The following is a 25,311-nucleotide window of genomic DNA, read 5'->3' as shown; positions in this document are numbered from 1 at the left end:
CGATCAATTCCTGATGAGCCCCTCATACGGCGCCGTATTCAGGATGTAAGCCACCTCGGTCCGATTCCGGGCGCGAAGTTTCTTCATGATATTGCGAACATGCACCTTGACCGTGCTCTCACACATGTTGAGTTCATATGCGATGATCTTGTTCGCTTTCCCTCGACGCAGCGCTTCTATGACCGAAATCTGGCGTGACGTGAAAACGTTGTCGTCCTGCGCCTGCTGTTTGATCGTCTGCTGGCCGTCCTTGGCGTTCTGCGCTGACTGGAAAAGCACACTCGGCGGGATGAAGATCCCTCCTGCCGCCACGAGATGAATGGCCTTGGCCGCAACCTGCAGGCTGACGCTCGTCGGAACGTAACCGCGCGCACCATTTTCGATCGCCTTGAGAATATCGTCCAGATTCTCGATATCGGCCAGGATGATGGCGCTCACCCAAGATCTGGTCGCTTTGAGGTGGGCGATCCGGGCAAGATGGTGGTCCGCCTCGGCGTTTGACCACATGACGCACATCAAGACCGTCGAGATCCTTTGGGTCTCCTCCAGGTCTGCCGCGTCGAAGGCTTCGATGCTCGAGAAATGCCGGAAACGAAATGCTGGTTCGATTTCCGCGAGACCTCTTGCCAGGCAGTCGCACATCAGCGGCCGGTCATCGATAATCGCAATCTCGATATCCGTCGCCGTGGATGTGGGGGGATTGTCAGGATCGATATCGAAAGCGCACAGGCTTCGTTGGGCCGTCTCGTATGGTTGGATTGTTGTCATAACTCCACCCCTTCCTGCCCCTCGCACCCATTGGGAGCGCGGGCGCTGTTTTAGCTCCTCCTTAGTAAGCGTGGATTCGGGGCCGACGTATGTGAAACAAGGCACACGACGGAGCGAAGCCGATTTCGGCAATGCTCCACCCTGCGCCTGAAAACGCTCAAGGCATGGCGAACTGGCTCAGGAATAGCAGCCGCGTTCGATGGCGAGGCGGCGCACCAGCGCCAGCACGGCATCGATGGTCGGGGTTGGCTTGTCCGTCAGACGGCCAAGTTCCTGGACGGCCGTCACCAGCGCATCGATCTCCATCGGCCGTCCACGCTCCAGGTCCTGCAGCATCGAGGTCTTGTGCTCGCCGACATCGCCTGCGCCCTTGATGCGCCGGTCGACCGCGATCGGAAAGCGCACGCCAAGGCTTTCGCCGATCGCCTGCGCCTCCAGCATCATGGTACGGGCCAGCGTGCGGGTGCCCTCGTCGGCGACGATCGCCGCCAGCGTGCTGCCGGTCAGCGCCGAGATCGGGTTGAAGGAGAGATTGCCCCACAGCTTCACCCAGATTTCGCTGCGGATATCGTCGCGCACCGGCACCTGCAGCCCGGCCTTGACCATTTCCTCGGCCAGAAGCGTCACCCGTTCGCTGCGCTCGCCAGAGGGTTCGCCGAGCGAGAAGCGCTTGCCTTCGACATGGCGGACGAGGCCGGGCGCGTCGACCTCGACGGCGGGATAGACGACCGAGCCGATGACGCGCTGCGGCCCGATCCGCTGCCAGATCGCGCCGCCGGGATCGACCGTGTTCAACCTTGTGCCTTCGAGCGGCCCGCCAACACCATGGAAATACCACCACGGCACGCCGTTCTGCATGGTGACGACAGCGGTGTCCTGGCCGAGCAGCGGTGCGATCTGGTCGAGGGCAGGGGTGAGGGAATGGGCTTTCAGCGCCAGTACGACATAGTCCTGGGTGCCAAGCTCCTCGGGCTTCGCGGCGGCCCTGACGGGGGCGACCGATTCCTGGCCGTCCTCGATCAGGCGGAGTCCGCTTGTCCTGATCGCTTCGAGATGGGCGCCACGCGCGACGATCGAAAGATCGGTCCGGCCGGTGATCGCCAGCTTGGCCGCGAGATAGCCGCCGATCGCACCGGCGCCGAAGATGGTTATCTTCATCGTCAAAGTCCGAGTTTGGCGGCAAGCCCGATGCGCTGCAGCTTGCCCGTCGCGCCCTTGGGGATCTCGTCCAGGATCAGGATCTTGCGCGGCACCTTGAAGTCGGCGAGCCGCGTCGCGGCATGGCTGCGGATGTCGCCCTCGGTGGCGGTCATGCCTTCGCGCAGCACGACTGCCGCCGCCACCTCCTCGCCAAGCTTGTCATGCGGCATCGCGAAGGTGACGACCTGCGCCACCGCCGGATGGTCCATCAGCACGTCGTCGACCTCGAGCGGCGAGATCTTTTCGCCGCCGCGGTTGATGATCTCCTTGAGCCGGCCGGTGACGCGCAGATAGAAGTCCTCGTCCAGCACGCCCTGGTCGCCGGTGTGGAACCAGCCATGCGCGAAAGCCGTGGCGTTGGCGTCAGGGTTCTTCTCGTAGCCCGCGGTCACATTGGGTCCGCGAATGACGATCTCGCCGGTCTCGCCGGCTTCCAGCAGCCGGCCGTCAGGCGCCATGACCGCCACCTCCGGTCCGGCGGCCGCGCCAACGCTGCCCGGCTTGCGCAGGCCCGGCGGCAGCCGGTTCGAGGCCATCTGGTGCGCGGCCTCGGTCATCCCGTAGGATTCGATGACCGGACAGCCGAAAGTCGCCTCGAGCTCGGCCATCACTTGCGCCGGCAGCGACGCCGAGGACGAGCGGATGAAGCGCAGACGCGCTGCCGCCAGAACCTCTGGATTGCGCGCTGCCCGGGACAGGATGGCCTGATGCATGGTCGGCACCGCCGTGTACCAGCTTGGTTGTGCCTCGCTCAGCCACTGGAAGAAGCGCAGCGCGTTGAAGCCAGGCGTGCAGAAGATGCTGCCGCCCGACGCCAGCGAGGACAGCACGGCCGCGATCAGGCCGTGAATGTGGAACAGCGGCATGATGTTGAGGCACCGGTCATCCGCCGTCAGGCCGAGCGTCGCGCCGATATGGGCGGCGGAGGCCGCGATGTTGGCATGGCTGAGCGGCACCAGCTTGGGCCGCGACGTGGTGCCCGATGTGTGCAGCAACAGCGCGATGTCGCCGTCCTGTGCCATGTCGGGCGCTGCCGGCGCACCGGTCGCCGCGCCCTCGATCGCAAAACTTCCGGCAGGTTCGTCAGGCAAGGCGACAAGCCTGAGCACGCCGATGCCGAGGCGTTCGGCCACCGTCACCGCCGGCCCGGCCTCGTCGGCGGTGACAAGGATTGCCTTGGCGCCGATGTCGGTCAGGTAGAAATCGAGCTCGTCCGCCCGGTAGGCGGGGTTGAGCGGTGCTGTCGAAGCGGTCGCCGCCACCGCGACGAAGGCTGTGGCCATCTCCGGCCCGTTCGGCAGCACGATCGCCACCCTGTCGCCCCGGCCGATGCCGAGCGCATGGAGCCGTTCCGCCGTGGCGGCGATCAGCCTGCGCAACCCGCCATGGGTGAGCGTCGCCCTGTCGGGCGCCGAAATCGCCGGCGCGTCATCCGCCCCCGCAACGAGGCGGCGGGAAAGCTCTTTGGGATTTGCAATATTGGTCATGATCACCGGCTGGATTTCGAACGACTATTGGCGGGAGCCCCGTGGGCGGGCTTGGCTCGAGATGGAAACGCCATTGGACAACGGATCGCCTCAGTAGCCAAGCGCCATTCCGTCCTTGCGCGGATCTGAGGCACCGGTCAGCGTCCCCTTCTCCCAGTCGATCAGCACCGCCTGTCCGCCGCCGAGCGGGTGATTCGGTTCGGCTATGCGATGGCCGCGCTGGCGCAAACCCTCGATCGCCTCGGCGGGAACGCTGCGTTCGGCTTCCACCATATCATCATTGTAGAACACCCTCGGCGCGTCCAGCGCCTGTTGCGGGTCCATGCCGAAGTCGAGCATGTTGGTCAGCAGATGGACGTGCCCGAACGGCTGGTAGCCGCCGCCCATCACGCCGAACGGCATCACCGCGCGGCCGTTCTTCGTCGCCATGCCGGGCATGATGGTGTGCATCGGCCGCTTGCCGGGCGCGATCGCGTTCGGGTGCGCCGGGTCGAGGCGGAAGCTCGAGCCGCGATTTTGCAGCACGACGCCGGTCTTCGGGCTGACCACGCCGCTGCCGAACGAATAATAGGTCGAGTTGATGAAGGAGACCGCGTTGCGGTCGCGATCGACGATGGAGATGTAGACCGTGTCGCTGCCAGGCAGGTCCACGCGCGGCAGATGCGTCATGGCGCGTTCGCGGTCGATCTCGGCGCGCAGCCGGTCGGCATAGGCGCCGGACAGAAGCTGCTTCACCGGCACCGGGACATGGTCCTGGTCCGCGACGAAGCGGTCGCGGTCGCGATAGGCCAGACGCCCGGCTTCGATCTCCAGATGCAGGCGTTCGGCGCCATTGGGGTCGAGCCCGCCAAGCTTGAGCCCCGATAGCACGTTCAGCATCAACAGCGCCGTCAGCCCCTGGTTGTTCGGCGGCATCTGATGGATGTCATGGCCGCCATAGGAGACGCTGACCGGCGCCACATAGTCGCCTCTGGTCGCCGCGAAATCCTCGCGCGAATGAAGTCCGCCCAGTTCGTTGAGCCGGCTGACGATATCGTCGGCGACGGTGCCTTCGTAAAAACCGGCGCGCCCGTGCCTGGCGATTATCCGCAAGGTGGCGGCGAGTTCCGGCTGGCGGTGGACATCGCCGGCCCTGGGTGCCTTGCCGCCCGGCAGGAAGATGCGCGCGGCGTGCTCGTCGGCCGAAAGATCTGTCTCCGGCTCGGCCCAGTCGAAGGCGACGCGGTCATGCACGACATAGCCGTTCTCGGCGTAATGGATGGCCGGTGCCAGCGCATCGGCAAGGCCCTTGCGGCCATGGTCCTCCAGCAGGCGGCACCAGGCATCGACGGCGCCCGGCACGGTGACCGCGTGCGGTCCCTGCAGCGGGATGCGGTCGAAGCCTCTTTCCAGATACCAGTCGACCGTCGCCTTGGCAGGGGCGCGGCCCGAACCGTTGAAGGCCAGCACGTTGCCTTGCCCCTTCGGACAATAGAGCACGAAGCAATCGCCGCCGATGCCGGTCGACTGTGGTTCGACCACGGCCTGCACGGCGGCGGCGCAGACGGCGGCGTCCATGGCATTGCCGCCGGCACGCAGCATCTCGATCGCGGCAAGGGTTGCAAGCGGGTGCGATGTCGCCGCCATCGCTTCCGTGGCACGAACCGGCGAGCGGCCGGGAAACTGGAAATCACGCATTCTGTCTGGATGTCCCATGGTCACTTGAAATCAATGCCGCCTCCCGAACATCTGCGCAACCGACAGCAGGACGACCGAGAGCACGATCAGGCAGGTCGAGATGGCGGCGATCGTCGGGTCGATCTGGTCGCGTAGCGCGTTGAACATGCGGCGCGTCAGTGTCGTCGTCTCGCCGCCCGATATGAACAGCGAGACAACCACTTCGTCGAAGGAGGTGATGAAGGCGAACAGCGCGCCCGAGACGATCGAGAAGCGGATCTGCGGCATTGTCACCTGCCAGAACGCGGCGACGCGTCCGGCGCCGAGGCTGCGCGCTACCCGCTCCTGGTTCATGTCGTAGGAGCGCAACCCCGACAGCACGGTCAGCACCACCAGTGGCAGCGCCTGCACCGTGTGCGCGATGACCAGGCCGGTCAGCGTGTTGTTGAGCCCGATGCGCGCATAGAGGAAGAAGGTGCCGATGCCGATGAGGATCACCGGGACGATCAGCGATGCCGTCAGCAGCGCGTTGATGGTGCCGTTGAGGCGCAGCGTGCCCCTGTTGATGGCATAGGCGGCGGCGGTGCCGAGCGGCGTTGCAACGAATGTCGTCATGATCGCCACCTTGACCGAAACGATTGTCGCGTCGCGCCACTCCAGCGACTGGAAATAGCTCTGGTACCAGCGCAGCGACCATTGCTGCGGCGGGAATTGCAGCAGCGTCGAATCCGAAAAGGACATGATGACGATGATGATCGACGGCGCGATCAGGAACAAAAGCACGAGGCCGCCGAGCGCATAGAGCCACAGACGTTGCCGGTGCGAGATCGGTAGGCCGACATCCCCGCTCATCGCGAACTCCACACGCCGGTGGCGCGCGCGCCGAGCAGCCACTGGAAAAGGCCGAGAAGCGCCAGCGTGACCACCAGCAGCACCACGCCGAGGGCCGCGCCCGCGCCCCAGTTGGAATAGAGGCTGGTGGTCTGTTCCATGCGCATCGCCCACATGATCACCTTGCCGCCGCCCATCAGCGCCGGGGTGACGAAGAACCCGAGGCAAAGCACGAAGACGATGACCACGCCCGAGGCGAGGCCGGGGAGCGACAGCGGAAAGAATATCTGCCGGAAGGTGGCGACCGGGCCGGCACCAAGGTTCATCCCGGCGCGCAGGCAGTCGGTGTCGATCGTCTTCATCGAGGCGTAGAGCGGCAGCACCAGGAACGGCAGCAGGATATGCGTCATGCCGATGACGACGCCGGACAGATTGTTGGCGAGCGGCAGCGGCTCGCTGATCACGCCGAGGTCGATCAGCCAGCTGTTGATCAGCCCCTTGCGCTGCAGGATCACCAGCCAGGCATAGGTGCGCACCAGAACCGATGTCCAGAACGGCAGGATGACGAAGATCAGGCAGATCGACGCCGCGCGGCGCGGCAGTTGCGACAGCATGTAGGCCAGGGGATAGCCGAGCAGGACGCAGGCGCCGGTGACGATGAAGGCGACCCTGAAGGTGGTGACGAAGGTCTTGATGTAGGAGGCCTGCTCGAAGAACCGCGCATAGTTGGCGGCGCTGAGGGCGCCGGCCTCGTCGAACAGCGACAGCCAGAATAGCCAGCCGATCGGCACGATGATGATGGCGAAGACGAGGAACAGGCTTGGCGACAGCAGTGCCAGCAGCCGCAGCGACTCGCGCCGTGCGTCGGCACGCAGCGCCTGCGTGTTCAGGTCCTGGCCCGCACGGCCGGTATCTCGCGGGAGGGTGGGGTGCACGCTCATCAGTCGGCCGCCACCAGGATCGTGTCCTGGGCGTCGAGGCCAAGCGTGACGGGCCGGCCGGGGGCCGGCATTCTGGCCAGCACGTCGCTGCGGCAATAGTCGCGCAGGGTCAGCTGGCGGCCGTCGCGCAACACCGCGTAGCAGACGAAGCTGTCGCCCTGGTAGATGATGTCGCTGAGCGTCGCATTGAGCACATTGACGCCGCTTGCCGGCTCGGCGTCGGTGAGCAGCCGCAGCTTTTCCGGCCGCACCACCATCAGGTGCTGGCCCGGTGCCGGCGATGGTGCGGCGGTGTGGATTCTCTGGTCCTCGTACCAGACCGAACCATTGCGGCATTCGACGGGAATGAAATTCGATTCACCGATGAAGCCGGCCACAAACCGCGTCCGCGGCGTTGCGTAGAGGGTCTCGGGCCGATCGAGTTGTTCGATCCGTCCGGCGTTCATCACCGCGATGCGGTCCGACATGGTGATGGCTTCGCGCTGGTCGTGCGTGACATAGACCGTCGTCATCATGCCAAGCCGCCGATGCAGGGCGCGCAGCTCGATCTGCATGTGCTCGCGCAGGCCCTTGTCGAGTGCCGACAGGGGTTCGTCCATCAGCACGATGCGCGGTTCGAAGACGATGGCGCGCGCCAGCGCCACGCGCTGGCGCTGGCCGCCGGAGAGCTGGTCGACCCGGCGCTCGCCCAGGCCCTTGAGCTTCACCAGATCCAGCGCCTTCTCGACGCGCTCGGCCGTCTCGGCGGCGCCGACGCCGCGCTGCTTGAGCGGAAAGGCGATGTTGTGGAAGACGTTCATATGCGGGAACAGCGCATAGTTCTGGAACACCATGCCGATGTTGCGCCTGTGCGGCGGCGTGGTGATGATCTCGTCGCCGCCGACCTTGATCGAGCCGGCATTGGCCCGCACAAAGCCCGCCAGGATCATCAGCAGTGTCGTCTTTCCGGATCCGGAGGGGCCGAGCAGCGTCAAGAATTCACCGGCCGCGACATCGAGGTTCAGGTCACGCAGCACCGCTACGCTGCCAAATCGTTTCTCGATCCGGCGCATGCTGATCGGCAGCGCGGATGGCGCAATGGACAAGATCATCGTCTCCTGGGCGGGGGCGGCGGAAGCAGGGCGAAGCGGTTGCCCGCCCTGCCGTGATTTGGGCTCTGGCCGGAGCCTATTGCTGGACCAGATTGTTGAACTTTTCCGTCGCTTCGACCAGATTGTCACGCCAGAACGCGGCGTCCTGCAGCACCTGTTTCTTGACGTTTTCGGGCGACGAATTGATGTCCTTGATCCTGTCCTGCGGGATCTTGCCGGTCTCGAAGGCCTTCTCGTTCACCGGCCCGTTGTCGACATAAAGCGGCAGATTGGCCTGCAGCTGCGGGCTGACGAACATCGCCAGCGCCTTCATCGCGGCAGCCTTGTTCTTGGCGCCCTTGGGGATGACCATGCAGTCGGCGGTGAGAACGCCCTGGTCGAAGGAGAAGCTGATCGGCGCGCCTTCCTTCTTCAGGGTGCCGGCTCGGCCGTTCCAGATGCTCGCCATGTCGACCTCGCCATCCTTCACCAGTTGCATGGCCTGGGCGCCGGAGGTCCACCAGGCATCGATGTGGCCACGGATCTTGTCGACGGATTTCAGTGCGCCATCGATGTCGACCGGATAGACCTTGTCGATTGGAATACCGTTGGCGAGTGCCGCGACGCTCAGCGTTTCGGTCGCCTGGCTGCCGCTCAGCGCGCGCCGTCCCGGAAACTTTTCCACGTTCCAGAAGTCGGCCCATGTCTTCGGGCCCTTGTCGCCGAAGACATCGGTCCGGTAGATGAGCACGACGGAAGTGTAGGAAATGCCGACCCAGTCGTCATGCACCAGCTTCGGGTTGATGCCGCTCTTGTCGATGATGCCGTAGTCGAGCTTCTCGAACAGCCCTTCCTTCGAGCCACGCGCGCATTCGTCGGCGCCAAGTTCGGTGATGTCCCACTTCACGGCATTGCCGGTCACCTGCAGGCGCACATCGTCGAGGCCGTTGGTGGTGTCTTCCTTGATGGTGATGCCGAGCGCATCGGCGGTTGGCTTGAAGAAGGCCTTGGTCTCCGCCTCCTGATAGGTGCCGCCCCAGGAGGCGACGGTGATGGTATCGCCCGCCATGGCGGGCGGCGCGACGGCGGCCATGAGGCCGGCAACCGCGAGAATGCTAACGCTTCTTGTCCTGTTCATTTTCGGCTCTCCAACCGGTGTTCCCATTATTTTTGATTTCGCATGCTATTTTGTATACAATTTTGAGTGTAGCTTGCGGATCGGCGATGTCAACACCGGTCGGCGTCGCCTGGGAGCTTCGAGCGTGGCTGGGAAGACGAGGCGTCGGACATGGCAAATCGCGCCGACTTTGAATACAGCTATGCGTTAGAACACATCGACTTCCGGCGGAAAGACCGGAGAACTGGAAACGGGACTTGGCCAAGGAAACCAAAAACACGCTGCGCGACTCGGTCTACTCCGCGCTCAAGGCGATGATCGTGACCGGCCAGATTCCACCGGGCTCGCGCGTCACCGAGAACGACATTGCCGTCAGGCTCAATGTCAGCCGCACGCCGGTGCGCGAAGCCTTCAACCGCCTCGAACGCGATGGACTGGTCACCGGCCGGCCGCGCCAGGGCTATGTCGTTACCGAGTTCGACATCAACATGTTCCGCGAGGCTTTCGAGATCCGCGAACTGCTCGACGGCCATGCGACCGAACTGGCTGCCGCCGCCGCGACCGAGAAGGACAAGGCACGGCTGCGCGCCATGCTCGCCGAATGCGAGCGGTTGGCCACCATTCCGGACCGCACCACACGGGAGAAGTTCCAGGAGCTCGAGGTCGGCATCGACCTGCACCGCGTGATTGCGCAGATCAGTGGCAATGCCATGCTGCACGGCATGCTGTGCGGCATCCTCGACAAGTGCCAGCACTATGTGTGGACGGAACTCCTGTGGCTGGACGAATGGAAGATCGCCCGCGACGAGCACGCCGAGATCGTCGACGCCATCTGTGCCGGCGACGCCAGCCGCGCCGGCACCCTGGCGCGCGCCCATGTGCGGGGTTCGCGCGACAATGTGCTGCGCCTGCTGCAGGCCAAGTCGGACTACCAGAATTTCCTGGCCAGGGCGTCGTGAGCGGGGCCGACTGACCTGATGCCGGGCAGGGCTTCAGCCCTTGCGCTCCTGAAGCCTGGTGCCGCCGTCGACCACCGGGCAGGGCGCCGTTGACATAGTTGGCGCCTTCCGATGCCAGGAACACACGACCGCTGCGGCCAGTTCATCCGGCCGCCCGGCTCGCGCCGGCGACTGCGGCAACGGCAAGGCCAGTGCCGGTCACGAGCGCAAGCGCCCGGCGCGAAATTGCGGTCCAGGGTAGCCTCTTGAGGTTGTGGGAAAGAAAAAGGGCCGCCGAAGCGACCCTGTTGCCGCGCGGTATGCTCGAAGTGTGTCGTCGGGCCGGCCCTACGGCAGCAGAAGAATGTCGTTCGTCCCATCGGGCAAATTGCGGATGTCCATCTCTCTTTCGGACCGCCCGCCGAAGACGACGCAACGCCCATAATGTTGGGCCAGGTATGTGGTCATCTCAGTTGCCTTTGACGGACCATACCGAGACGGGACATACTCCATTAAAATGGGAACGCGACGATCAACCAGTTCCTTCATGGACTTCATCGCCTCTGGTTCGGCTCCCTCGATATCCATCCAGACAAGGCCGATATCGTCGGGGCTGACGTCGATCTCACGCAGAATGCTGTCCACGCGACGAAGCGAGACTTGGACAGAGTACGTCCCATCATCAGGCTTCGTTATACTGCTTGCGCCGAAATTCTTTTCGTTGAAATAGAAATCAACGACTCCGTCGTGATCACCAACCGCGCACTCAACAACGGTTGTCCGATCGTTCAAATTGTTGAGAAGCAGATTGTGCTTCAAGAGTTGGATGTTGCTGAGGGCCGGTTCGATGCAAATCAACCGGTCGAACCGGTCGCTGCGCGTCAAGTAGATACTATGCGTACCGATATTAGCACCGATCTCCAAAAGTATTCTGCCGGTCGTATCTCCGATAATCTCCAGGACTCTGTCGGCCAAATCACGCTGGTAATGACCATCCTTGAACAAATTCCTCCCAATTGCCTCATGTGGGGAAAAAATAAGACGATGATCCGAAAATTGCCTGGTGACCAAGACTATATCTTCATTAATCGTCAGTAGGCTGAAATACCTGAACCCATCAAAGGTTCGAAGTCCCGAAAACACTTTATCACGCAAACGACGAAGCGCTCTTTCAAGGGTGCGAAATAATTTCATGGGTGGGCTCTTAAGCAATTTCTACAATGCGGAATAAGAGGAAATACAATATGTAGTAAAATGCACCTTTTTACGGGGAATTCGCAGTGGATATCTGTAGCGCTAAAGGCCGCGTCCTTGCAACCATCTCATGCGCAGAAGCCCTGGATTTGCCGCGACCCGTAAGTCGATGGCCTTCTCCGCTTCGCCAAACGAGCGTCCATCCCGGACTGGCTCGTGTCTTGATCATGCCGGCGACAATGGTCTTTCACGTGTCAGGCAACAGTCGCGCGAGATCGGCCGCGACGTTGCGGCCCATGGGTTTTCGGATGATGATGGGGGAAAGTTGACGCCAAATCCAGGCGCCCCTATAGACCGCCGATGGGCTTGGACAGTTTCGGTTATGTTGCGTTCGGCGCGGACGAGTTGTACGCGCGCGGAGCGCTCTTCAGCGCACTTCGGCTGCTGCATTACCGCCCGAGCGCAAATATCAAGGTCTTGACCGATAGGCCTTCGGTTTTTGATGGATACCCAATCGAAGCGATTGAACTTACCGCCAGGAAAAAAACCGAGATGTCATTTGGCGACCGATACATTTTCGGGATCAAGGCCGCCGGTATCATTCAATTGTTGCAGCGCTGCGACCGTCTGTTCTTCATGGATACGGACATGTACCCGGTCGGCGACATTTCGAGCTGTTTCAGCCGAATTTCTCCGTCGCACTCCATCATGAGAAAATCCGAAGGAACGCCAAAGGCGGCCTATCGCGCGATCGCGGACAAGGGGTTCTTGCTGGGCGACTACACGCTCACGGGACACGAACCGATGTGGAACAGCGGCGTCCTGGGCGTTCACAATTCCAATCTTCCCGCTTTGACCGACGCTTATCATGCCATCGAACAGATGATTGGTGTCGTGAAGGTGCACACCACGGAACAATTCTGCATTGGCGTGGCGCTTTCCCGACATGGGAGGACAATCAGCCGCCACCGGCTACCCATCCGCAATTACAACACCAGGGGAAGGAAGCTCTTTGCCCGCAGGCGGCTGGAGGCTTTCTTCGCGGGCAATGCCCGCCTCGGCGTAAGCCAGCAAATCGAGCAGGCGGCCAGATACCGGCTTTGGCGCGCCCCGATCGATCTGTGGAAGCAGCGGGATATATGGCACTTCTAGATTGGCCCGTGGGGACGCATCGTCTTGCCCCCGCCAATCTCGTCGGCGGACGGAACCCCGTCTCTGGCTTGCCGCATGCCTTCAGGAGTTGAACGGCGCCCCAGCGACGATGAAACTGAGAACCATGTCTGCGCCGGAGCGCCCTGAAATAGCCGTCGAGCTCCGCGGAAATCTTGCAACTTTGCGAGGTTAGGAACATGGTTGTGGCGTAAGTCGGGCGGGATTTTTGTGACCTATGGGCATGCCGTTGTTCCAACGCAGCTTTTCAAATCACAAAGGACCTCAATCATGTCGGACAATCCTAGAGAAGGCCTCGATCGCCGCGATTTCATAATCGCATCTATCGCCACGGTTGGCGCGACGGCTGCCCTCGCCGTCAGCGCTGGTGCTGCGAATGCCCAGGACAAAGCGGCTGCGTCCGCCGCCGCCGCATCTGGGCAGGGAACGGTCTATACCGGCGATGTGATCCAGGGGAAGAAGGTCGTCAGCGCGCTCGACGTTAACGACCTCGAGCCTGGGCAGAAGCATCTTTTGTATTTTCAGGGCGTGGAGATGCCCACCGGACAGCATTGGTATGTATCCGTGACGGTCGCCAAGGGGACGAAGCCGGGTAAGCGCGTCGTCCTGGTCAGTGGCGTGCATGGCGACGAGATGAGCTCCATCCATACCGTCCAGACCGTGATGAACCAGCTCGATCCGACGCAGATGTCGGGCACGGTGATGGCGGTCACGGACGTGGCCCGCCCGGCCTTGGAAGGCATGCAGCGCAGATGGCCCAATTCGGGCAGGGGCAATGATCTGACCGACATGAACAGGGAATGGCCCGGGAACGAGAACGGTGTCACGGCGGCCAGCCGACACGCCGGGCTCCTGTTCAATCGGCTGCTCCGGCCGAACGCCGACTTCGCGATCGACTTCCATACCGGGACAACCGGCTTCGATGTCACCGCATTCAATATTGCCAGCATGGATGTGCCCGAGATCAAGGCGATGGTGGACCTTTACCCCATCGGCCAGATCTTCGACAATCATACATATCCCGGTGTCCTGCATAACGCGTTTATCGACGCGGGCATCCCATCCTTCTGTGCGGAGATCGGTGCTGCGCGCGTTCTGGACCTCGAGATGATCTCCCTGTTCGTGGAAGGCACGATGAACGTCCTCAAGCATCACGGCATCCTGGCCGGCCCGATGGGACGCACAGGCAAGGACTTGGCTGTTTTTACCGGCAACAGCGCGTTCCCGATCCTGGCAAGCGCGGGCGGGTTGGTCGAGTATCTGGTCAAGCTCAACGACAAGGTCGAAGCCGGACAGAAGGTGGCCATCCAGCGCGACAGCTTCGGCGAAGTGGTTGCGGAGTATGCAAGCGGCGTGGCTGGAGAGATGACGGGCAAGCGCAGCGACGCAATGTCCGAGCCCGGCAACCCCTTGGTATTCATCCTTTTCCACAAGGCGCCGCCGGAGGGCGGTGAGGTTTATCCCGAGTAATTCACCGTGTGAGCGGTCTTTGCGTGTCTTAGTTGTCCAGCGTTTGCGGCGACCGGGCACGCCGAAGGGCCTGGTGTCCACCCAGCGACCTCATGGGCGAGAGGCGTGAGCGTTCTCGTCGGGTCAAATGCGCGGCCTGGGTGCCCATTTTGGTCTGGAATGGTGGTGAGATGGCGCGCCCGAAGAGATTCGAACTCCTGACCCCCAGATTCGTAGTCTGGTGCTCTATCCAGCTGAGCTACGGGCGCGCAACAGGCCATGCTTTCCATGACCCACGATCCGATCCTGAGGACCGACCGCGAATGTGAGCTGTTCCCTAGCGACTGAATTTCCGAAAAGCAAGCCGATCCGGCAAAAGTTTTGTCGCAGGCATGTCAGCGAGTGACGACAGTTCGGGTTCCGGCGCTTCGAAACAGCTCGAAGTCTCGTGGAGCATCGGTCTTGGGAGGCAGGCAATCGGGGCGAAGACAGCGCCCGAATCGTCATGCCGGCCGGCGCAGGCCGTTGCGGGCCTGATCGAGCCGCACCGGCTGGTCGGGAATGGTGACCGCGAATGTCGTGCGCCCGCCAATGCTCTCGACCAGTTCCACCGTGCCGCCGTGCGCCCGGATCAGCTCGTGCGCGATTGCCAGGCCAAGGCCGGTGCCGCCGCTGCGCGCCGAGCCGCGAAAGGCCGCGAATAGGTTCTCTCGCGCCTTTGGCGGCAGGCCGGGGCCGGTGTCGGTGACGGCAATGCGGCTGACACTGCCCAGGCGCACGGCCGACACGGCCAGGCGGCGCACGATGGCGTTCTCCGTATCCGCCGCCATCGCCTGCACGGCGTTGCGGCAAAGGTTGGTCAGCACCCTGAACAACTGGTCGGAATCGGCGTCCACCTCGAAGGTCAGGTCGACGGCGTTGACGAACTCGATACCGCCTTCCGTATCGAGCAGGCCATGGACGTCCTCGACCAGTTGATGCAGCCGCAGCCTGCGGCGCGCCGGCGGCGGCTCCTGGGTGCGGCCATAGGCCAGCACGCCTTCGGAATAGGACACGGCGCGATCGAGCGCGCGCAGCAGTTTCGGCGCGAAGGCCTGCACGGTCGGGTCCTTGACCTGGCGCAGGCGGTCCGACATCAGCTGCGCCGACGCCAGGATGTTGCGCATGTCATGGTTGATCTTCGAGACCGCGAGGCCAAGGTCGGCAAGGTGCTTCTGCTCGGCAAGCATCTTCTGCAGCCGTTCCTGCATCTGCGACAGTTCGCGCTCGGCAACGCCGATCTCGTCGGCGCGGGCGGCGGGGTGGATGATGCGTCCTGGATCGTCAGGGGCTTCGGAGAAGGACAGCATCGATCGGGTCATCGTCCGGATCGGCCCGATCATGATCAGGTCGATGGCGGCATAGACCAGCATTGCGGTGAACAGCGAGATCAGCAGCGACACGAAGGCGACGTTGCGTGAGTAGATGAGCATGGCGTTGCGCAGGGGGGTGTCCGGCATGATCAGCTCGAACTCCTTGTCGCTGTCGCCGACCGGCCCGAAGACGCGCAGCATCCGGTTGCCGCCAAAAAACAGCGTGTCCAGCGCGCCGGTCATGCCCTTGATCATGCCGATGTTGGCGATGTCGATGTGTTCGTCGACCTGCGGCGGCATCTCGGCCACCACCAGAAGGCGCGAGACGCCGCCGTCGCGCACCGCGATCGCCTTGGCGCCGATTGCCATCAGCACGTCGTTCTGGGCCGCGCGCGACAGCGAGGTGGGCTCACCTTGCACCAGCACGATCGACACCGCCGCGGCCGTGCTCAGCCGCTCCTTGAGCCAGCTCAGCCGGTAGCTGGCGATCCAGGGCAGGAAGATGAGCACCTCGGCCAGAAGCACGAAGACGATGGTCAAGAGCAGCAGCTTTGTCGACAGGCCGCGCGACAGCGGCACCGTGCGCACGTCGCTGGCCGCCGCGCCGATCCTTTCCTCCGCTTGTGTGATTTCGTTCATCCGGCTCTGTCTTCACGATCACTTGATCAGCCAAGATTAGGCGATTGCGGCTTTTTTGCCAATTTCATCCTTCGGCGGAAACATAAACGGCGCCGAGGCACGGCCGTCTTCGGCCCGCCGACGCCGGATTGACTTCCAAAACCCTTCTTTCTATAAGCCCGCTCACGCTCGGGCCATTCGTCCCGGCGCGGTTTCGATCGCGCCAAAACCGGCCCGGCAAAGCTCCTGTTACAGAGTGACAGAATCAAGAAGGGCCGCACCCCGCGGTATTAAAACAAATGAAGCGTACCTACCAACCGTCCAAACTCGTCCGCAAACGTCGGCACGGCTTCCGTGCCCGCATGGCCACCAAGGGTGGTCGCGGCGTCGTCGCGGCTCGCCGCAATCGTGGCCGCAAGCGGCTCAGCGCCTGAACGGAAGACGAGATCGTTGCCCGCATCCGGCAAGCCAGTGGGACCAAATCCCAAGCGGCTTCTGAAGCGCGCAGAATTCCTGGCTGTCCGTCGTGGTGAAAAGCGACGCGGGCGGCTTTTTCTCGTTGAGGTTCTCGACCGCGGCGACGGCCTGTCGCCGCGTGTCGGCTACACCGTCACCAAGAAGGTCGGCAATGCGGTTGTCCGCAACCGCGTCCGGCGGCGGCTGCGAGAGGCCGTCCGCACGCACGCGGCGAGTGACATGGCGCCTGGCAATGACTATGTCATCGTCGGGCGCGAAGACGTGCTTGCCATTCCGTTCGGCCAGCTGAAGGCCGAGCTCTCCCGCCGACTGCGCGGAACACGATAGGCCAAGGGCTTTCGATGGAAAACAACCGGAACTTCTTCATCACCATCGCGCTGTCGGTGCTGATTCTGGCGGTGTGGCAATATTTTTACGTGTTGCCACGCAGCGAAGCGCAGCGCGAGGCGGCCCGCATCGAGCAGCAGCGCGTCGAAGAGCAGAAGAAGGCCGCCGGCGGCACCAACCCTGGCGACACCGCGACACCGGCGGCACCAGGCGCCATTCCCAACGCACCGGGCACCGACGCCGTGACGCCGGCCGGCCGTGAACAGGCCCTGGCGACCAGCAAGCGCGTCACGATCGACACACCGAGCCTCGAAGGTTCGATCAACCTGACTGGCGCCCGTCTCGACGACCTCAGGCTCAAGCACTACACCGAGACGGTCGACAAGAACTCGCCCGAGATCAGCCTGCTCAACCCGGCCGCGCTGCCTACTGGCTATTATGCCGAGATCGGCTTTGTCGGCAACGACAAGACCGGCGCGGTGCCGGGTCCGGAGACGGTGTGGTCCGTCGACGGCAACGCGACGCTGACACCGTCAACACCGGTCACGCTGACCTATTCGAACGACAAGGGCCTGACCTTCAAGCGCACCATTTCCGTCGATGCCAACTACATGTTCACGGTTTCCGACACGGTGCAGAATTCGGGCACGGCTCCCGTCTCGCTGTCCAATTACGGCCGCGTTACCCGTTTCGACAAGCCGGCCGTCGCCAGCACCTATGTGCTGCATGAAGGCCTGATAGGCTTCACCGGCACCGAAGGCCTGCAGGAACACAAATACGCGTCCATCGAAAAGGACAAGCAGGTCACCCCTGGCAAGTCGACCGACGGCTGGCTCGGCATCACCGACAAGTACTGGGCCGTGACCCTGGTGCCTTCCGAAAAGCAGCCGTTCCAGCCGCGCTTCGCCTATTTCGAGGACGGCCGCCATCGCTATCAGTCCGACTTCCTGACCGACCCGATCAATGTCGATGCCGGTCAGTCGGCGACGGTGGAAAGCGAAATCTTCGCCGGCGCCAAGGAAGTCGCCAAGATCAACGCCTATGCGGAAGACCGCCACATCAAGCGGTTCGACCTCTTGATTGACTGGGGCTGGTTCCACTTCATCACCAAGCCGATGTTCTGGCTGATCGACACGCTCTACAAATTCTTCGGCAATTTCGGCCTGGCGATCCTGGCCACCACCGTCATCGTCAAGGCCCTCTTCTTCCCGCTCGCCAACAAGTCCTACGCGTCGATGGCGAACATGAAGAAGGTGCAGCCCAAGATGCTCGAAATCCGCGAGAAATACGCGGACGACAAGATGAAGCAGCAGCAGGCGATGATGGAGCTGTACAAGACCGAGAAGATCAACCCGCTTGCCGGCTGCTGGCCGGTGGCGTTGCAGATTCCGGTCTTCTTCTCGCTCTACAAGGTGCTCTACATCACCATCGAGATGCGGCACGCGCCGTTCTTCGGCTGGATCCAGGACCTGGCCGCACCCGATCCGACGTCGATCTTCAATCTGTTCGGCCTCGTTCCGGTCACCTTGCCGCACATGCTGATGATCGGCGTTTGGCCGCTGATCATGGGCGTCACCATGTTCCTGCAGATGCGCATGAACCCGACGCCGCCGGACCCGACCCAGGCCGCGATCTTCACCTGGATGCCGGTCATCTTCACCTTCATGATGGCGGGTTTCCCGGCAGGCCTCGTCATCTACTGGGCCTGGAACAACACGCTGTCGATCCTCCAGCAAGGCGTGATCATGAAGCGTCAGGGCGCCAAGATCGAGCTGTGGGACAATCTGGTCGCACTGTTCCGAAAGAAACCGTCGCCGGCCGAATAACCACCGCCTCTTTTTTGTGAAAAGCCCTGGCTCGTCCAGGGCTTTTCCGTTTGGGCAAGCATCGGTTCACGTTCCCGTGATCGGCGAAACTGCAAGCGGTCGCAGGGCGTGACTGCGTGGGCATTTCCAAAGGCTGTCAATTCCGATCAGCCCTCACATGGAGGAAGAACACATGCGTTTGCCGTCATTCAGGATCGTCGCGCTTTCCGCGCTCGTCGCCGGCGCGACTATCGTCGCCCCGGCCTATGCCAAGAACCCGGTGGTCGGCGGCGCGCCGATGTATGCCACCAAGAACATCGTCGAGAACGCCGTCAACTCGAAGGACCACACGACGCTGGTCGCCGCCGTCAAGGCTGCCGGGCTGGTCGACACGTTGCAGGGCGCCGGCCCGTTCACCGTCTTCGCGCCGACCAACGAGGCGTTCGCGGCACTGCCCAAGGGCACCGTCGATACGCTGCTGAAGCCCGAGAACAAGGATCAGCTCACCAAGGTGCTGACCGCGCATGTCGTGGCCGGCAAGATCTCCGGCAAGGACATGATGGCCAAGGCCAAGGCGATGGGCGGCAAGTATGAGATGAAGACCGTTTCCGGCGACACGCTGACGGCCGAGGTCAAGAAGGGCAAGCTCTACGTCATGGACGAGTCCGGTGGCGAGGCCAGGGTGACGATCGCCGACGTCAATCAGTCGAATGGCGTCATCCATGTCGTCAACAAGGTGCTGTTGCCGAAGTAGCGGCTTCCGGCAAAGGGGATCAAGGCAAGTCCGTTGGGGCTTTCTCGGCTTGCCCTCCCCGCCTCATGACGAGGCGCCACGTTTCCTGGGAAGCCGCATCGGCAATGGGCCGGGGTCCTGTAGTCCCTCACAGGGCCCCGGTTTGTTTGTCGTCCCGCATATTGCCCCTGTCATCCCGCTTCGGGTTCCCGCGGCCTGGGTAGACGCCGGCCCCACGCATGCCTATAAGCTCGCTCTCGTTCGGGAGTGCCCCATCGATGAACAGGTAGGTTGATGCGTTCGGCAGGCCGTTGGTGCTGCCGTGCGGATCGCGCTATTTTGACCTGTGCGGCTTGAGCCCGAAATTCGCGCGGACCGATGCGAGTTTCGATTTTCGCCGCACCGCCGGCCCAATCATTCGACGGAGCCAGACCCCATTGACCGGACCCAACCCCGACATCAAGCACCCGATCCCGATGCACACGCGGGTCGGCTTCCTCAAGGGGCTGGTAAGCGCGCCGAACATCGAGATCGGTGATTTCACCTACTATGATGACCCGGACGGACCGGACAAGTTCGCCGAAAAATGCGTCCTGCATCACTACCCCTTCATTGGCGACAAGCTCATCATCGGCAGGTTCTGCGCCATCGCCGAAGGCGCGCGCTTCATCATGAACGGCGCCAACCATGCCATGTCCGGCTTTTCGACCTACCCGTTCAATATCTTCGGCCATGGCTGGGAAAAAGGTTTTGACCCCGTCACCTGGTCGAAGGAAGTGCGCGGCGACACAATCCTCGGCAACGATGTCTGGATCGGCATGGAGGCGGTCATCCTGCCCGGCGTGGAGATCGGCGACGGCGCCATCATCGCCGCGAAATCGGTGGTGACGCACGACGTGCCGCCCTATGCGATCGTCGCCGGCAACGCCGCCAAGGTGGTGAAGATGCGTTTCGACGACAGGACGATCCGGCGGTTGCTCGCCGTGGCATGGTGGGACTGGCCGGTGGACAAGATCAGCCGTAACCTCGATGCTATCAGAGGCGCCGATATCTCTCTTCTGGAGGCAGCAGTTTGAACGCCCTGAACAGCAGCACGATCGGAATCGACCTGTTTACACGCGGCTGGATCTTCATCCGCGGCGTGCCGGCAATGAAGTTCCTGCCGCCGGAAGGGCCGCCGGAAATCGCCTTTGCCGGCCGCTCGAACGTCGGCAAGTCGTCGCTGATCAACGCGCTGGTCAACCAGAAGGGGCTGGCGCGCACCTCCAACACGCCGGGGCGCACGCAGGAGCTCAACTATTTCGTGCCCGACGGATTCTCGGGCGAAGGTGCCGACCTGCCGCCCCTGGCGCTGGTCGACATGCCGGGCTATGGCTACGCCACCGCGCCCAAGGAGAAGGTCGACGAGTGGACCAAGCTGGTCTTCGACTATCTCAAGGGCCGCGTCACGCTGAAGCGCGTCTATGTGCTGATCGACGCCCGCCACGGCATCAAGGCCAAGGATGACGAAGTGCTGTCGCTGCTCGACAAGGCGGCGGTGTCCTACCAGATCGTGCTGACCAAGACGGACAAGATCAAGGTTGCCGGCGTGCCGCGATTGATCGAGGAGACGCTGCAAAAGATCAAGAAGCGGCCGGCGGCATTTCCGTTCGTTCTGGCGACGTCATCGGAAAAGGCCGAGGGCCTCGAGGACTTGCGGGCGGCGATCGTGCTTGCCGCCAATGGCGGCTAGAGCATGATCCCGAAAACCGGGAACCGGATTTCGGGAAAGATCATCCTCTATCTCTTTGCCTCCAGTGCAATCATCTGGTGGCTCTCTTCCGCGGCAAGGCTTTCGGTGCCGTAGGCCTTCAGGAACACGCTGACGCCGGAGCTGACGATGTGGTCGACTTCTTCCTGGCTCGGAGCTTTGGTGCGGTAGGCGAATATGCACTGGCGGAAAAGGCCGGCCAGGCACAGGTCGGTGAACTGATAGGCGGCAAGATCGACGTCGTCGATCCGCAGCATGCCGCGCTCGATGGCGGCATTGAGAAAGACCATCAGCTTGTCATGGCCGCGTTTCGGGCCGCGCTCGAAAAAACGCGCGCCAAGTTCGGGAATCCTGTCGCACGCGCCGATCACCGTACGCTGCGCCTGGATGACCTTGGCCGACGTGATCTTGAAGGCAAGCACCTTGCCGAACTTCACCAGGGTCTTGCGCAGGTCGTCGGTGTGATCCAGCACATCGTACATGTTCTTGAAGATGGTGCCGCGCTCTTCCTCGATCAGCGCTTCGAACAGCTCTTCCTTGTTGGCGAAATAGACGTAGATCGTCCCCTTGGAAACACCGGCCTCGCGCGTGATGTCGTTCATGGACGCCGCTTCGAAACCCTTGTCGATGAAGACACGGCGGGCGCCGTCGATGATCTGGCTGCGCTTGACCGGATCCTGGCCCGCCGCCGGGCGGCCCCGTCGCACGCTGTCCAGCAGGTCGCCGCACTGCTCGTTTTCGACGTCGGGCGGGGTCTCGTCCATAAAAGTCACACCTCGGAAAATAATTCGAACCAAGCGGTTCGATTGCTCTTGATATGGTCCTCTTTCCACGCTATGTCAACGGCCAGATCGAACCGAACGGTTCAGTATTATTACTTTAGAGAGATGTCATGTCCTCGAATGCGCCCACCACCGCCGAAGTCCGCCCCTTCCCCAGCGCCAAGGTCGCCCCGGCGACAGAAGCGCCAAGCGCACCGGTCGAGCCCGTAACCGCGGCTCCGGCTGAAACGCCGGCCAGGAAGAAGCGTTCCGTTCGCTCCTTTCTGCTGCCGGTCATTGGCGTTGCTCTGCTGAGCGCCGGCGCCTGGTACGGCTACAATTACTGGACCACGGGCCGCTTCATGATCTCGACGGACGATGCCTATGTCCAGGCCGACATGGCGTTCATCTCGCCCAAGATTTCCGGCTATGTCGATCAGATCAAGGTAAGCGAGAACCAGAAGGTCAAGGCTGGCGACCCGTTGCTCGTCGTCGATGACGGCGACTACAGGATAGCCGTTGCCCAGGCCGAGGCGCAGATCGCCACGTTGAGCAAGACGCTCGACCGCATCGATGCCCAGACCGAAGCGGCGCGTGCCTCGCTGCAGCAGGCGCAGGCACAGAAGACCGCCGACCAGGCCGCCGCCGACAATGCGGCGAAGGTCGCCGCGCGCGCCTCGCAGTTGCTCAAGACGCATGTCGGCACGCAGGCGCAGCTGGATGATGCCCAGACGGCGGTCCAGCAAGCCAACGCGGCGCTTGTCGGCGCCGAGGCGCAGATCGCCGCGGCGCAGGCCAATATCGGCGTGCTGCAGGCGCAGCGCGCTGAATCGGCAAGCACGCTGGCATCGCTGCAGCTCGGCCGGGACAAGGCCGTGCGGGATCTTTCCTTCACCGTGCTGAAGGCACCTTATGACGGCGTCGTCGGCAATCGTTCGGTCGAGCAGGGCGACCTCGTCAGCCCCGGCCAGAAGCTCGCCGTCATCGTGCCGATGGACAAGCTCTACATCGTCGCCAATTTCAAGGAGACCCAGCTTGCGCGGCTGGTTCCCGGCGAGAAGGTCAAGATCTCGGTCGATGCGACCGACGGCCAGGATTTCGAGGGAACCGTCTCGTCGCTGGCGCCGGCTTCGGGTGCTGTGTTCTCGCTGCTGCCGCCCGAGAATGCCACCGGCAACTTCACCAAGGTGGTGCAGCGCGTTCCGGTGCGCATCGACGTGCCGGCTGACGTGCTGAAGAGCGGCAGGCTGCGCGCCGGCTTGAGCGTCGTCGTCGCCGTCGACAGCCGCACCGCGCCCGTGGCATCGAACTGATCGGCCGCCGGGGAGCAATGCCATGGCAACCGCAACCCTGACAGCAGGATCGCCGCCGGCGAGGCTGGCCGTGCCTGACACCATTTCCACGCGCCGCGTCATCGCCTTCCTGGCGATGGTGTTCGGCATGTTCATGGCCATCCTTGACATCCAGATCGTTTCGGCCTCGCTGTCCGAGATCCAGGCCGGCCTGAGCGCCAGCTCCGACGAGATCCCGTGGGTGCAGACGGCCTATCTGATCGCCGAGGTGGTCATGATCCCGTTGTCGGGCTTCCTCAGCCGGATGCTGTCGACGCGCGTGCTGTTCACGGTCGCGGCGGCGGGCTTCACCGCCGCCAGTGCGCTGGCGGCGACGGCCACCAACATCGACCAGATGATCGTCTACCGCGCCGTCCAGGGCTTCATCGGCGGCGGCATGATCCCGAGCGTCTTTGCCGCGGCCTTCACCATCTTCCCGCCCTCGCGCCGCGCTGTCGTCTCGCCGATGATCGGCCTGGTGGCGACGCTGGCGCCGACCATCGGCCCGACCGTTGGCGGCTATATCAGCCATGCCATGTCCTGGCACTGGCTGTTCCTGGTCAATGTCGTGCCCGGCATCCTGGTGACGACGGCGGCCTGGTCGCTGATCGACTTCGACAAGCCCAATCTCAAGCTGTTCAGCAAGTTCGACTGGTGGGGCCTCGCCGGCATGGCAGCTTTCCTGGGCTGCATGGAATATGTGCTCGAGGAAGGGCCGAACAATGACTGGCTGCAGGATCAGGCGGTGCTCATCTGCGCCATCGTCATGACCATCGGTGCGGTGCTGTTCTTCTGGCGTGCCTTTACCGCCGAGGAGCCGATCGTCGACCTGAAGGCGTTCAGCAACATCAACTTCGCTTTCGGCTCGCTGTTTTCGTTCGTCATCGGCGTCGGCCTCTATGGCCTGACCTATCTCTACCCGGTGTTCCTCGGTCGCATCCGCGGCTATGATTCGATGATGATCGGCGAAGCGCTGTTCGTCAGCGGCCTGGCCATGTTCGCCACGGCGCCCATCTCCGGCATCCTGTCGAGCAAGATGGACCTGCGGCTGATGATGATGATCGGCTTCTTCGGCTTCGCCACCGGCACCTGGTGGATGACGCATCTGACCGCCGACTGGGACTTCTATGAGTTGCTCATTCCGCAGATCCTGCGCGGCTGTTCGATGATGCTGTGCATGGTGCCGATCAACAACATCGCCCTCGGCACCTTGCCGCCCGAGCGGCTGAAGAACGCATCGGGCCTGTTCAATCTCACCCGCAACCTCGGTGGCGCCGTCGGCCTTGCCATCATCAACACCGTACTGATCGACCGCAATGCCTTCCATTACGCCCGGCTCTCCGAGCACGTGCAGTGGGGCAGTGCGGCCGCGCAGACCAAGCTGCAGAACATGACGCTCAACTTCGAGCAGACCGCCGGCCTGGACGCCACGAGTGCTGCGATCTCCAAGCTGTCGGGCATGGTCCAGCAACAGGCGGCGCTGCTGTCGTTCATGGATGTGTTCTATCTGCTGACGGTGCTGTTCGCGACGCTCGGCCTGTTCACCATGCTGATCCGCAAGCCGGCCGCGGCCGGCGGTGGAGGCGGCGGCCACTGATACCAAAAGTGGGCAGCGGTTTCGGGAAGCTCCTCCAGTCCACGCCCGAAAAGCTCTGACCGCGCAAAAACTCCGGGCCGCAAGCCCGGAGTTTTTGTATTCCGGCCGATGTTCTCAGGCCGTGGCGGGCTTGAAGGTCAGTGCCACGCCGTTGATGCAGTGCCGCAGGCCGGTCGGCGCCGGGCCGTCGTCGAAGACGTGGCCGAGATGGCCGCCGCAACGGCGGCAGTGCACTTCGGTGCGGGTCATGCCGAGCGACCTGTCCTCGGTCTTGCCGATGGCATTGGCGATCTCTTGCCAGAAGCTCGGCCAGCCGGTGCCGGAATCGAACTTCGTCTCGGACGGATAGACCGGCAGGTCACAGCCGGCGCAAGCGAAAATGCCCTTGCGGTGTTCGTTGAGCAGCGGGCTGGTGCCGGGATATTCCGTGCCTTCCTTGCGCAGCACGTCAAAGGCGGCCGGCGACAGGATGGCTTTCCATTCAGCCTCGGTCTTGGTGACCTCGAATTTTTCGGCGGCCTGCGCGGCCTGCGGATTGCCCATGCGCAGCACGGTGGCCGCGGCCCCGACGACGCCGATGGCGGCAGCACCGCTCAAAAGAAAGTCGCGACGGTTCATGACCAGGTTCCTCCTGTTGTCTCTTTGCCAAACTATGCCGCCACGCGGAAATCAAAAGCCGGTGACGGTGGCTCCTCAAATGAACACTCCGCGCCATCCCACATCTGAGGTGGACGGCGCG

At 62.9% G+C, this 25,311-nt stretch carries 23 protein-coding genes and 1 tRNA gene; 11 read left to right on the top strand and 13 right to left on the bottom strand.

Annotation, left to right across the window (positions count from 1 at the left end):
• Positions 1-3 precede the first annotated feature (3 nt).
• The 8 genes from OOJ09_RS06390 to OOJ09_RS06355 form a co-directional block, all read right to left on the bottom strand.
• Positions 4-768, bottom strand: coding sequence for a LuxR C-terminal-related transcriptional regulator (locus tag OOJ09_RS06390; RefSeq protein ID WP_269904380.1), 765 nt, complete (start codon positions 766-768; stop codon positions 4-6).
• 177 nt (positions 769-945) lie between these two features.
• A complete protein-coding gene (locus tag OOJ09_RS06385) occupies positions 946-1,926 on the bottom strand; it encodes a 2-dehydropantoate 2-reductase (RefSeq protein WP_269904379.1) in 981 nt (326 codons plus the stop codon).
• Positions 1,927-1,928: 2 nt separating this feature from the next.
• Positions 1,929-3,455 (bottom strand): acyl--CoA ligase, encoded by a 1,527-nt coding sequence (locus OOJ09_RS06380; protein ID WP_269904378.1) that lies wholly within the window; start codon positions 3,453-3,455, stop codon positions 1,929-1,931.
• 90 nt (positions 3,456-3,545) lie between these two features.
• Positions 3,546-5,132, bottom strand: a complete 1,587-nt coding sequence (gene ggt / locus OOJ09_RS06375; protein WP_269904377.1) for a gamma-glutamyltransferase — start codon at positions 5,130-5,132, stop codon at positions 3,546-3,548.
• A gap of 30 nt (positions 5,133-5,162) precedes the next feature.
• On the bottom strand, positions 5,163-5,963 hold the full coding sequence (locus tag OOJ09_RS06370) for an ABC transporter permease (RefSeq protein WP_269904376.1): 801 nt from the start codon (positions 5,961-5,963) through the stop codon (positions 5,163-5,165).
• Positions 5,960-6,883 (bottom strand): ABC transporter permease, encoded by a 924-nt coding sequence (locus OOJ09_RS06365; RefSeq protein ID WP_269904375.1) that lies wholly within the window; start codon positions 6,881-6,883, stop codon positions 5,960-5,962. Before OOJ09_RS06365 ends, OOJ09_RS06370 begins: the two co-directional genes overlap by 4 nt.
• A complete protein-coding gene (locus OOJ09_RS06360) occupies positions 6,883-7,968 on the bottom strand; it encodes an ABC transporter ATP-binding protein (protein WP_269904374.1) in 1,086 nt (361 codons plus the stop codon). The genes OOJ09_RS06365 and OOJ09_RS06360 overlap by 1 nt, the downstream gene beginning before the upstream one ends.
• Positions 7,969-8,050: 82 nt before the next feature.
• The gene (locus OOJ09_RS06355) at positions 8,051-9,091 is read right to left on the bottom strand and encodes an ABC transporter substrate-binding protein (protein WP_269904373.1); all 1,041 of its coding nucleotides are present in this window, start codon (positions 9,089-9,091) and stop codon (positions 8,051-8,053) included.
• A 236-nt stretch (positions 9,092-9,327) separates the two neighbouring features.
• On the opposite strand from OOJ09_RS06355, the gene OOJ09_RS06350 reads away from it, so the two are divergent.
• Positions 9,328-10,029, top strand: coding sequence for a GntR family transcriptional regulator (locus OOJ09_RS06350; protein WP_269904372.1), 702 nt, complete (start codon positions 9,328-9,330; stop codon positions 10,027-10,029).
• A 327-nt stretch (positions 10,030-10,356) separates the two neighbouring features.
• On the opposite strand, the gene OOJ09_RS06345 is transcribed toward OOJ09_RS06350, so the two are convergent.
• Complete coding sequence (locus OOJ09_RS06345; RefSeq protein WP_269904371.1) at positions 10,357-11,202, bottom strand: FkbM family methyltransferase; 846 nt, start codon at positions 11,200-11,202, stop codon at positions 10,357-10,359.
• A gap of 360 nt (positions 11,203-11,562) precedes the next feature.
• Between OOJ09_RS06345 and OOJ09_RS06340 the strand changes: the two genes are divergently transcribed.
• Both OOJ09_RS06340 and OOJ09_RS06335 read left to right on the top strand, forming a co-directional pair.
• Positions 11,563-12,354, top strand: coding sequence for a hypothetical protein (locus OOJ09_RS06340; protein WP_269904370.1), 792 nt, complete (start codon positions 11,563-11,565; stop codon positions 12,352-12,354).
• 288 nt (positions 12,355-12,642) lie between these two features.
• Complete coding sequence (locus tag OOJ09_RS06335) at positions 12,643-13,842, top strand: M14 family metallopeptidase (protein WP_269904369.1); 1,200 nt, start codon at positions 12,643-12,645, stop codon at positions 13,840-13,842.
• 171 nt (positions 13,843-14,013) lie between these two features.
• Here OOJ09_RS06335 and OOJ09_RS06330 read toward each other — a convergent pair.
• Both OOJ09_RS06330 and OOJ09_RS06325 read right to left on the bottom strand, forming a co-directional pair.
• Positions 14,014-14,090: transfer RNA gene (locus OOJ09_RS06330), tRNA-Arg, on the bottom strand.
• Between the two features lie 234 nt (positions 14,091-14,324).
• Positions 14,325-15,812: a sensor histidine kinase gene (locus OOJ09_RS06325; RefSeq protein ID WP_269904368.1), complete on the bottom strand. Its 1,488-nt coding sequence runs from the start codon at positions 15,810-15,812 to the stop codon at positions 14,325-14,327.
• A 278-nt stretch (positions 15,813-16,090) separates the two neighbouring features.
• Between OOJ09_RS06325 and rpmH the strand changes: the two genes are divergently transcribed.
• The 6 genes from rpmH to yihA all read left to right on the top strand — a co-directional run bounded on the left by rpmH (position 16,091) and on the right by yihA (position 20,865).
• On the top strand, positions 16,091-16,225 hold the full coding sequence (gene rpmH / locus OOJ09_RS06320) for a 50S ribosomal protein L34 (protein ID WP_008833937.1): 135 nt from the start codon (positions 16,091-16,093) through the stop codon (positions 16,223-16,225).
• Between the two features lie 16 nt (positions 16,226-16,241).
• Positions 16,242-16,595 (top strand): ribonuclease P protein component, encoded by a 354-nt coding sequence (rnpA, locus tag OOJ09_RS06315; RefSeq protein WP_269904367.1) that lies wholly within the window; start codon positions 16,242-16,244, stop codon positions 16,593-16,595.
• A gap of 14 nt (positions 16,596-16,609) precedes the next feature.
• On the top strand, positions 16,610-18,421 hold the full coding sequence (gene yidC, locus OOJ09_RS06310; RefSeq protein ID WP_269904366.1) for a membrane protein insertase YidC: 1,812 nt from the start codon (positions 16,610-16,612) through the stop codon (positions 18,419-18,421).
• Between the two features lie 172 nt (positions 18,422-18,593).
• Positions 18,594-19,154 (top strand): fasciclin domain-containing protein, encoded by a 561-nt coding sequence (locus OOJ09_RS06305; protein ID WP_269904365.1) that lies wholly within the window; start codon positions 18,594-18,596, stop codon positions 19,152-19,154.
• A 455-nt stretch (positions 19,155-19,609) separates the two neighbouring features.
• Positions 19,610-20,209 (top strand): CatB-related O-acetyltransferase, encoded by a 600-nt coding sequence (locus OOJ09_RS06300; RefSeq protein WP_420107502.1) that lies wholly within the window; start codon positions 19,610-19,612, stop codon positions 20,207-20,209.
• Positions 20,206-20,865 carry a ribosome biogenesis GTP-binding protein YihA/YsxC gene (yihA, locus tag OOJ09_RS06295; protein ID WP_091575733.1) on the top strand — a complete coding sequence of 220 codons (660 nt, stop codon included), beginning with the start codon at positions 20,206-20,208 and terminating at the stop codon, positions 20,863-20,865. The genes OOJ09_RS06300 and yihA overlap by 4 nt, the downstream gene beginning before the upstream one ends.
• Positions 20,866-20,912: 47 nt before the next feature.
• Here yihA and OOJ09_RS06290 read toward each other — a convergent pair whose 3' ends face one another.
• Positions 20,913-21,647 (bottom strand): TetR/AcrR family transcriptional regulator, encoded by a 735-nt coding sequence (locus OOJ09_RS06290; RefSeq protein ID WP_269904363.1) that lies wholly within the window; start codon positions 21,645-21,647, stop codon positions 20,913-20,915.
• A gap of 128 nt (positions 21,648-21,775) precedes the next feature.
• On the opposite strand from OOJ09_RS06290, the gene OOJ09_RS06285 reads away from it, so the two are divergent.
• On the top strand, positions 21,776-22,957 hold the full coding sequence (locus tag OOJ09_RS06285) for an HlyD family secretion protein (RefSeq protein ID WP_269904362.1): 1,182 nt from the start codon (positions 21,776-21,778) through the stop codon (positions 22,955-22,957).
• A gap of 22 nt (positions 22,958-22,979) precedes the next feature.
• Positions 22,980-24,572 carry a DHA2 family efflux MFS transporter permease subunit gene (locus OOJ09_RS06280; protein ID WP_269904361.1) on the top strand — a complete coding sequence of 531 codons (1,593 nt, stop codon included), beginning with the start codon at positions 22,980-22,982 and terminating at the stop codon, positions 24,570-24,572.
• A 114-nt stretch (positions 24,573-24,686) separates the two neighbouring features.
• On the opposite strand, the gene msrB is transcribed toward OOJ09_RS06280, so the two are convergent.
• A complete protein-coding gene (gene msrB / locus OOJ09_RS06275; RefSeq protein WP_269904360.1) occupies positions 24,687-25,190 on the bottom strand; it encodes a peptide-methionine (R)-S-oxide reductase MsrB in 504 nt (167 codons plus the stop codon).
• Positions 25,191-25,311 lie beyond the last annotated feature (121 nt).

Source organism: Mesorhizobium qingshengii (assembly GCF_027563465.1).
Taxonomy (GTDB): domain Bacteria; phylum Pseudomonadota; class Alphaproteobacteria; order Rhizobiales; family Rhizobiaceae; genus Mesorhizobium; species Mesorhizobium qingshengii_A.
Note: the sequence above shows the minus strand (reverse complement) of the source record. Positions and strands in the feature narration are given on the sequence as shown.

What these genes read in the sequence shown, in the direction of transcription:
- msrB (WP_269904360.1), bottom strand. Translation starts at nt 25,190, where the DNA reads ATGAACCGTCGCGACTTTCTTTTGAGCGGTGCTGCCGCCATCGGCGTC.
- OOJ09_RS06290 (WP_269904363.1), bottom strand. Translation starts at nt 21,647, where the DNA reads ATGGACGAGACCCCGCCCGACGTCGAAAACGAGCAGTGCGGCGACCTG.
- OOJ09_RS06380 (WP_269904378.1), bottom strand. Translation starts at nt 3,455, where the DNA reads ATGACCAATATTGCAAATCCCAAAGAGCTTTCCCGCCGCCTCGTTGCG.
- OOJ09_RS06365 (WP_269904375.1), bottom strand. Translation starts at nt 6,883, where the DNA reads ATGAGCGTGCACCCCACCCTCCCGCGAGATACCGGCCGTGCGGGCCAG.
- OOJ09_RS06390 (WP_269904380.1), bottom strand. Translation starts at nt 768, where the DNA reads ATGACAACAATCCAACCATACGAGACGGCCCAACGAAGCCTGTGCGCT.
- OOJ09_RS06325 (WP_269904368.1), bottom strand. Translation starts at nt 15,812, where the DNA reads ATGAACGAAATCACACAAGCGGAGGAAAGGATCGGCGCGGCGGCCAGC.
- OOJ09_RS06385 (WP_269904379.1), bottom strand. Translation starts at nt 1,926, where the DNA reads ATGAAGATAACCATCTTCGGCGCCGGTGCGATCGGCGGCTATCTCGCG.
- OOJ09_RS06370 (WP_269904376.1), bottom strand. Translation starts at nt 5,963, where the DNA reads ATGAGCGGGGATGTCGGCCTACCGATCTCGCACCGGCAACGTCTGTGG.
- OOJ09_RS06340 (WP_269904370.1), top strand. Translation starts at nt 11,563, where the DNA reads ATGGGCTTGGACAGTTTCGGTTATGTTGCGTTCGGCGCGGACGAGTTG.
- rpmH (WP_008833937.1), top strand. Translation starts at nt 16,091, where the DNA reads ATGAAGCGTACCTACCAACCGTCCAAACTCGTCCGCAAACGTCGGCAC.
- yidC (WP_269904366.1), top strand. Translation starts at nt 16,610, where the DNA reads ATGGAAAACAACCGGAACTTCTTCATCACCATCGCGCTGTCGGTGCTG.
- OOJ09_RS06355 (WP_269904373.1), bottom strand. Translation starts at nt 9,091, where the DNA reads ATGAACAGGACAAGAAGCGTTAGCATTCTCGCGGTTGCCGGCCTCATG.
- OOJ09_RS06285 (WP_269904362.1), top strand. Translation starts at nt 21,776, where the DNA reads ATGTCCTCGAATGCGCCCACCACCGCCGAAGTCCGCCCCTTCCCCAGC.
- OOJ09_RS06335 (WP_269904369.1), top strand. Translation starts at nt 12,643, where the DNA reads ATGTCGGACAATCCTAGAGAAGGCCTCGATCGCCGCGATTTCATAATC.
- OOJ09_RS06305 (WP_269904365.1), top strand. Translation starts at nt 18,594, where the DNA reads ATGCGTTTGCCGTCATTCAGGATCGTCGCGCTTTCCGCGCTCGTCGCC.
- OOJ09_RS06280 (WP_269904361.1), top strand. Translation starts at nt 22,980, where the DNA reads ATGGCAACCGCAACCCTGACAGCAGGATCGCCGCCGGCGAGGCTGGCC.
- OOJ09_RS06300 (WP_420107502.1), top strand. Translation starts at nt 19,610, where the DNA reads ATGCACACGCGGGTCGGCTTCCTCAAGGGGCTGGTAAGCGCGCCGAAC.
- OOJ09_RS06345 (WP_269904371.1), bottom strand. Translation starts at nt 11,202, where the DNA reads ATGAAATTATTTCGCACCCTTGAAAGAGCGCTTCGTCGTTTGCGTGAT.
- ggt (WP_269904377.1), bottom strand. Translation starts at nt 5,132, where the DNA reads ATGCGTGATTTCCAGTTTCCCGGCCGCTCGCCGGTTCGTGCCACGGAA.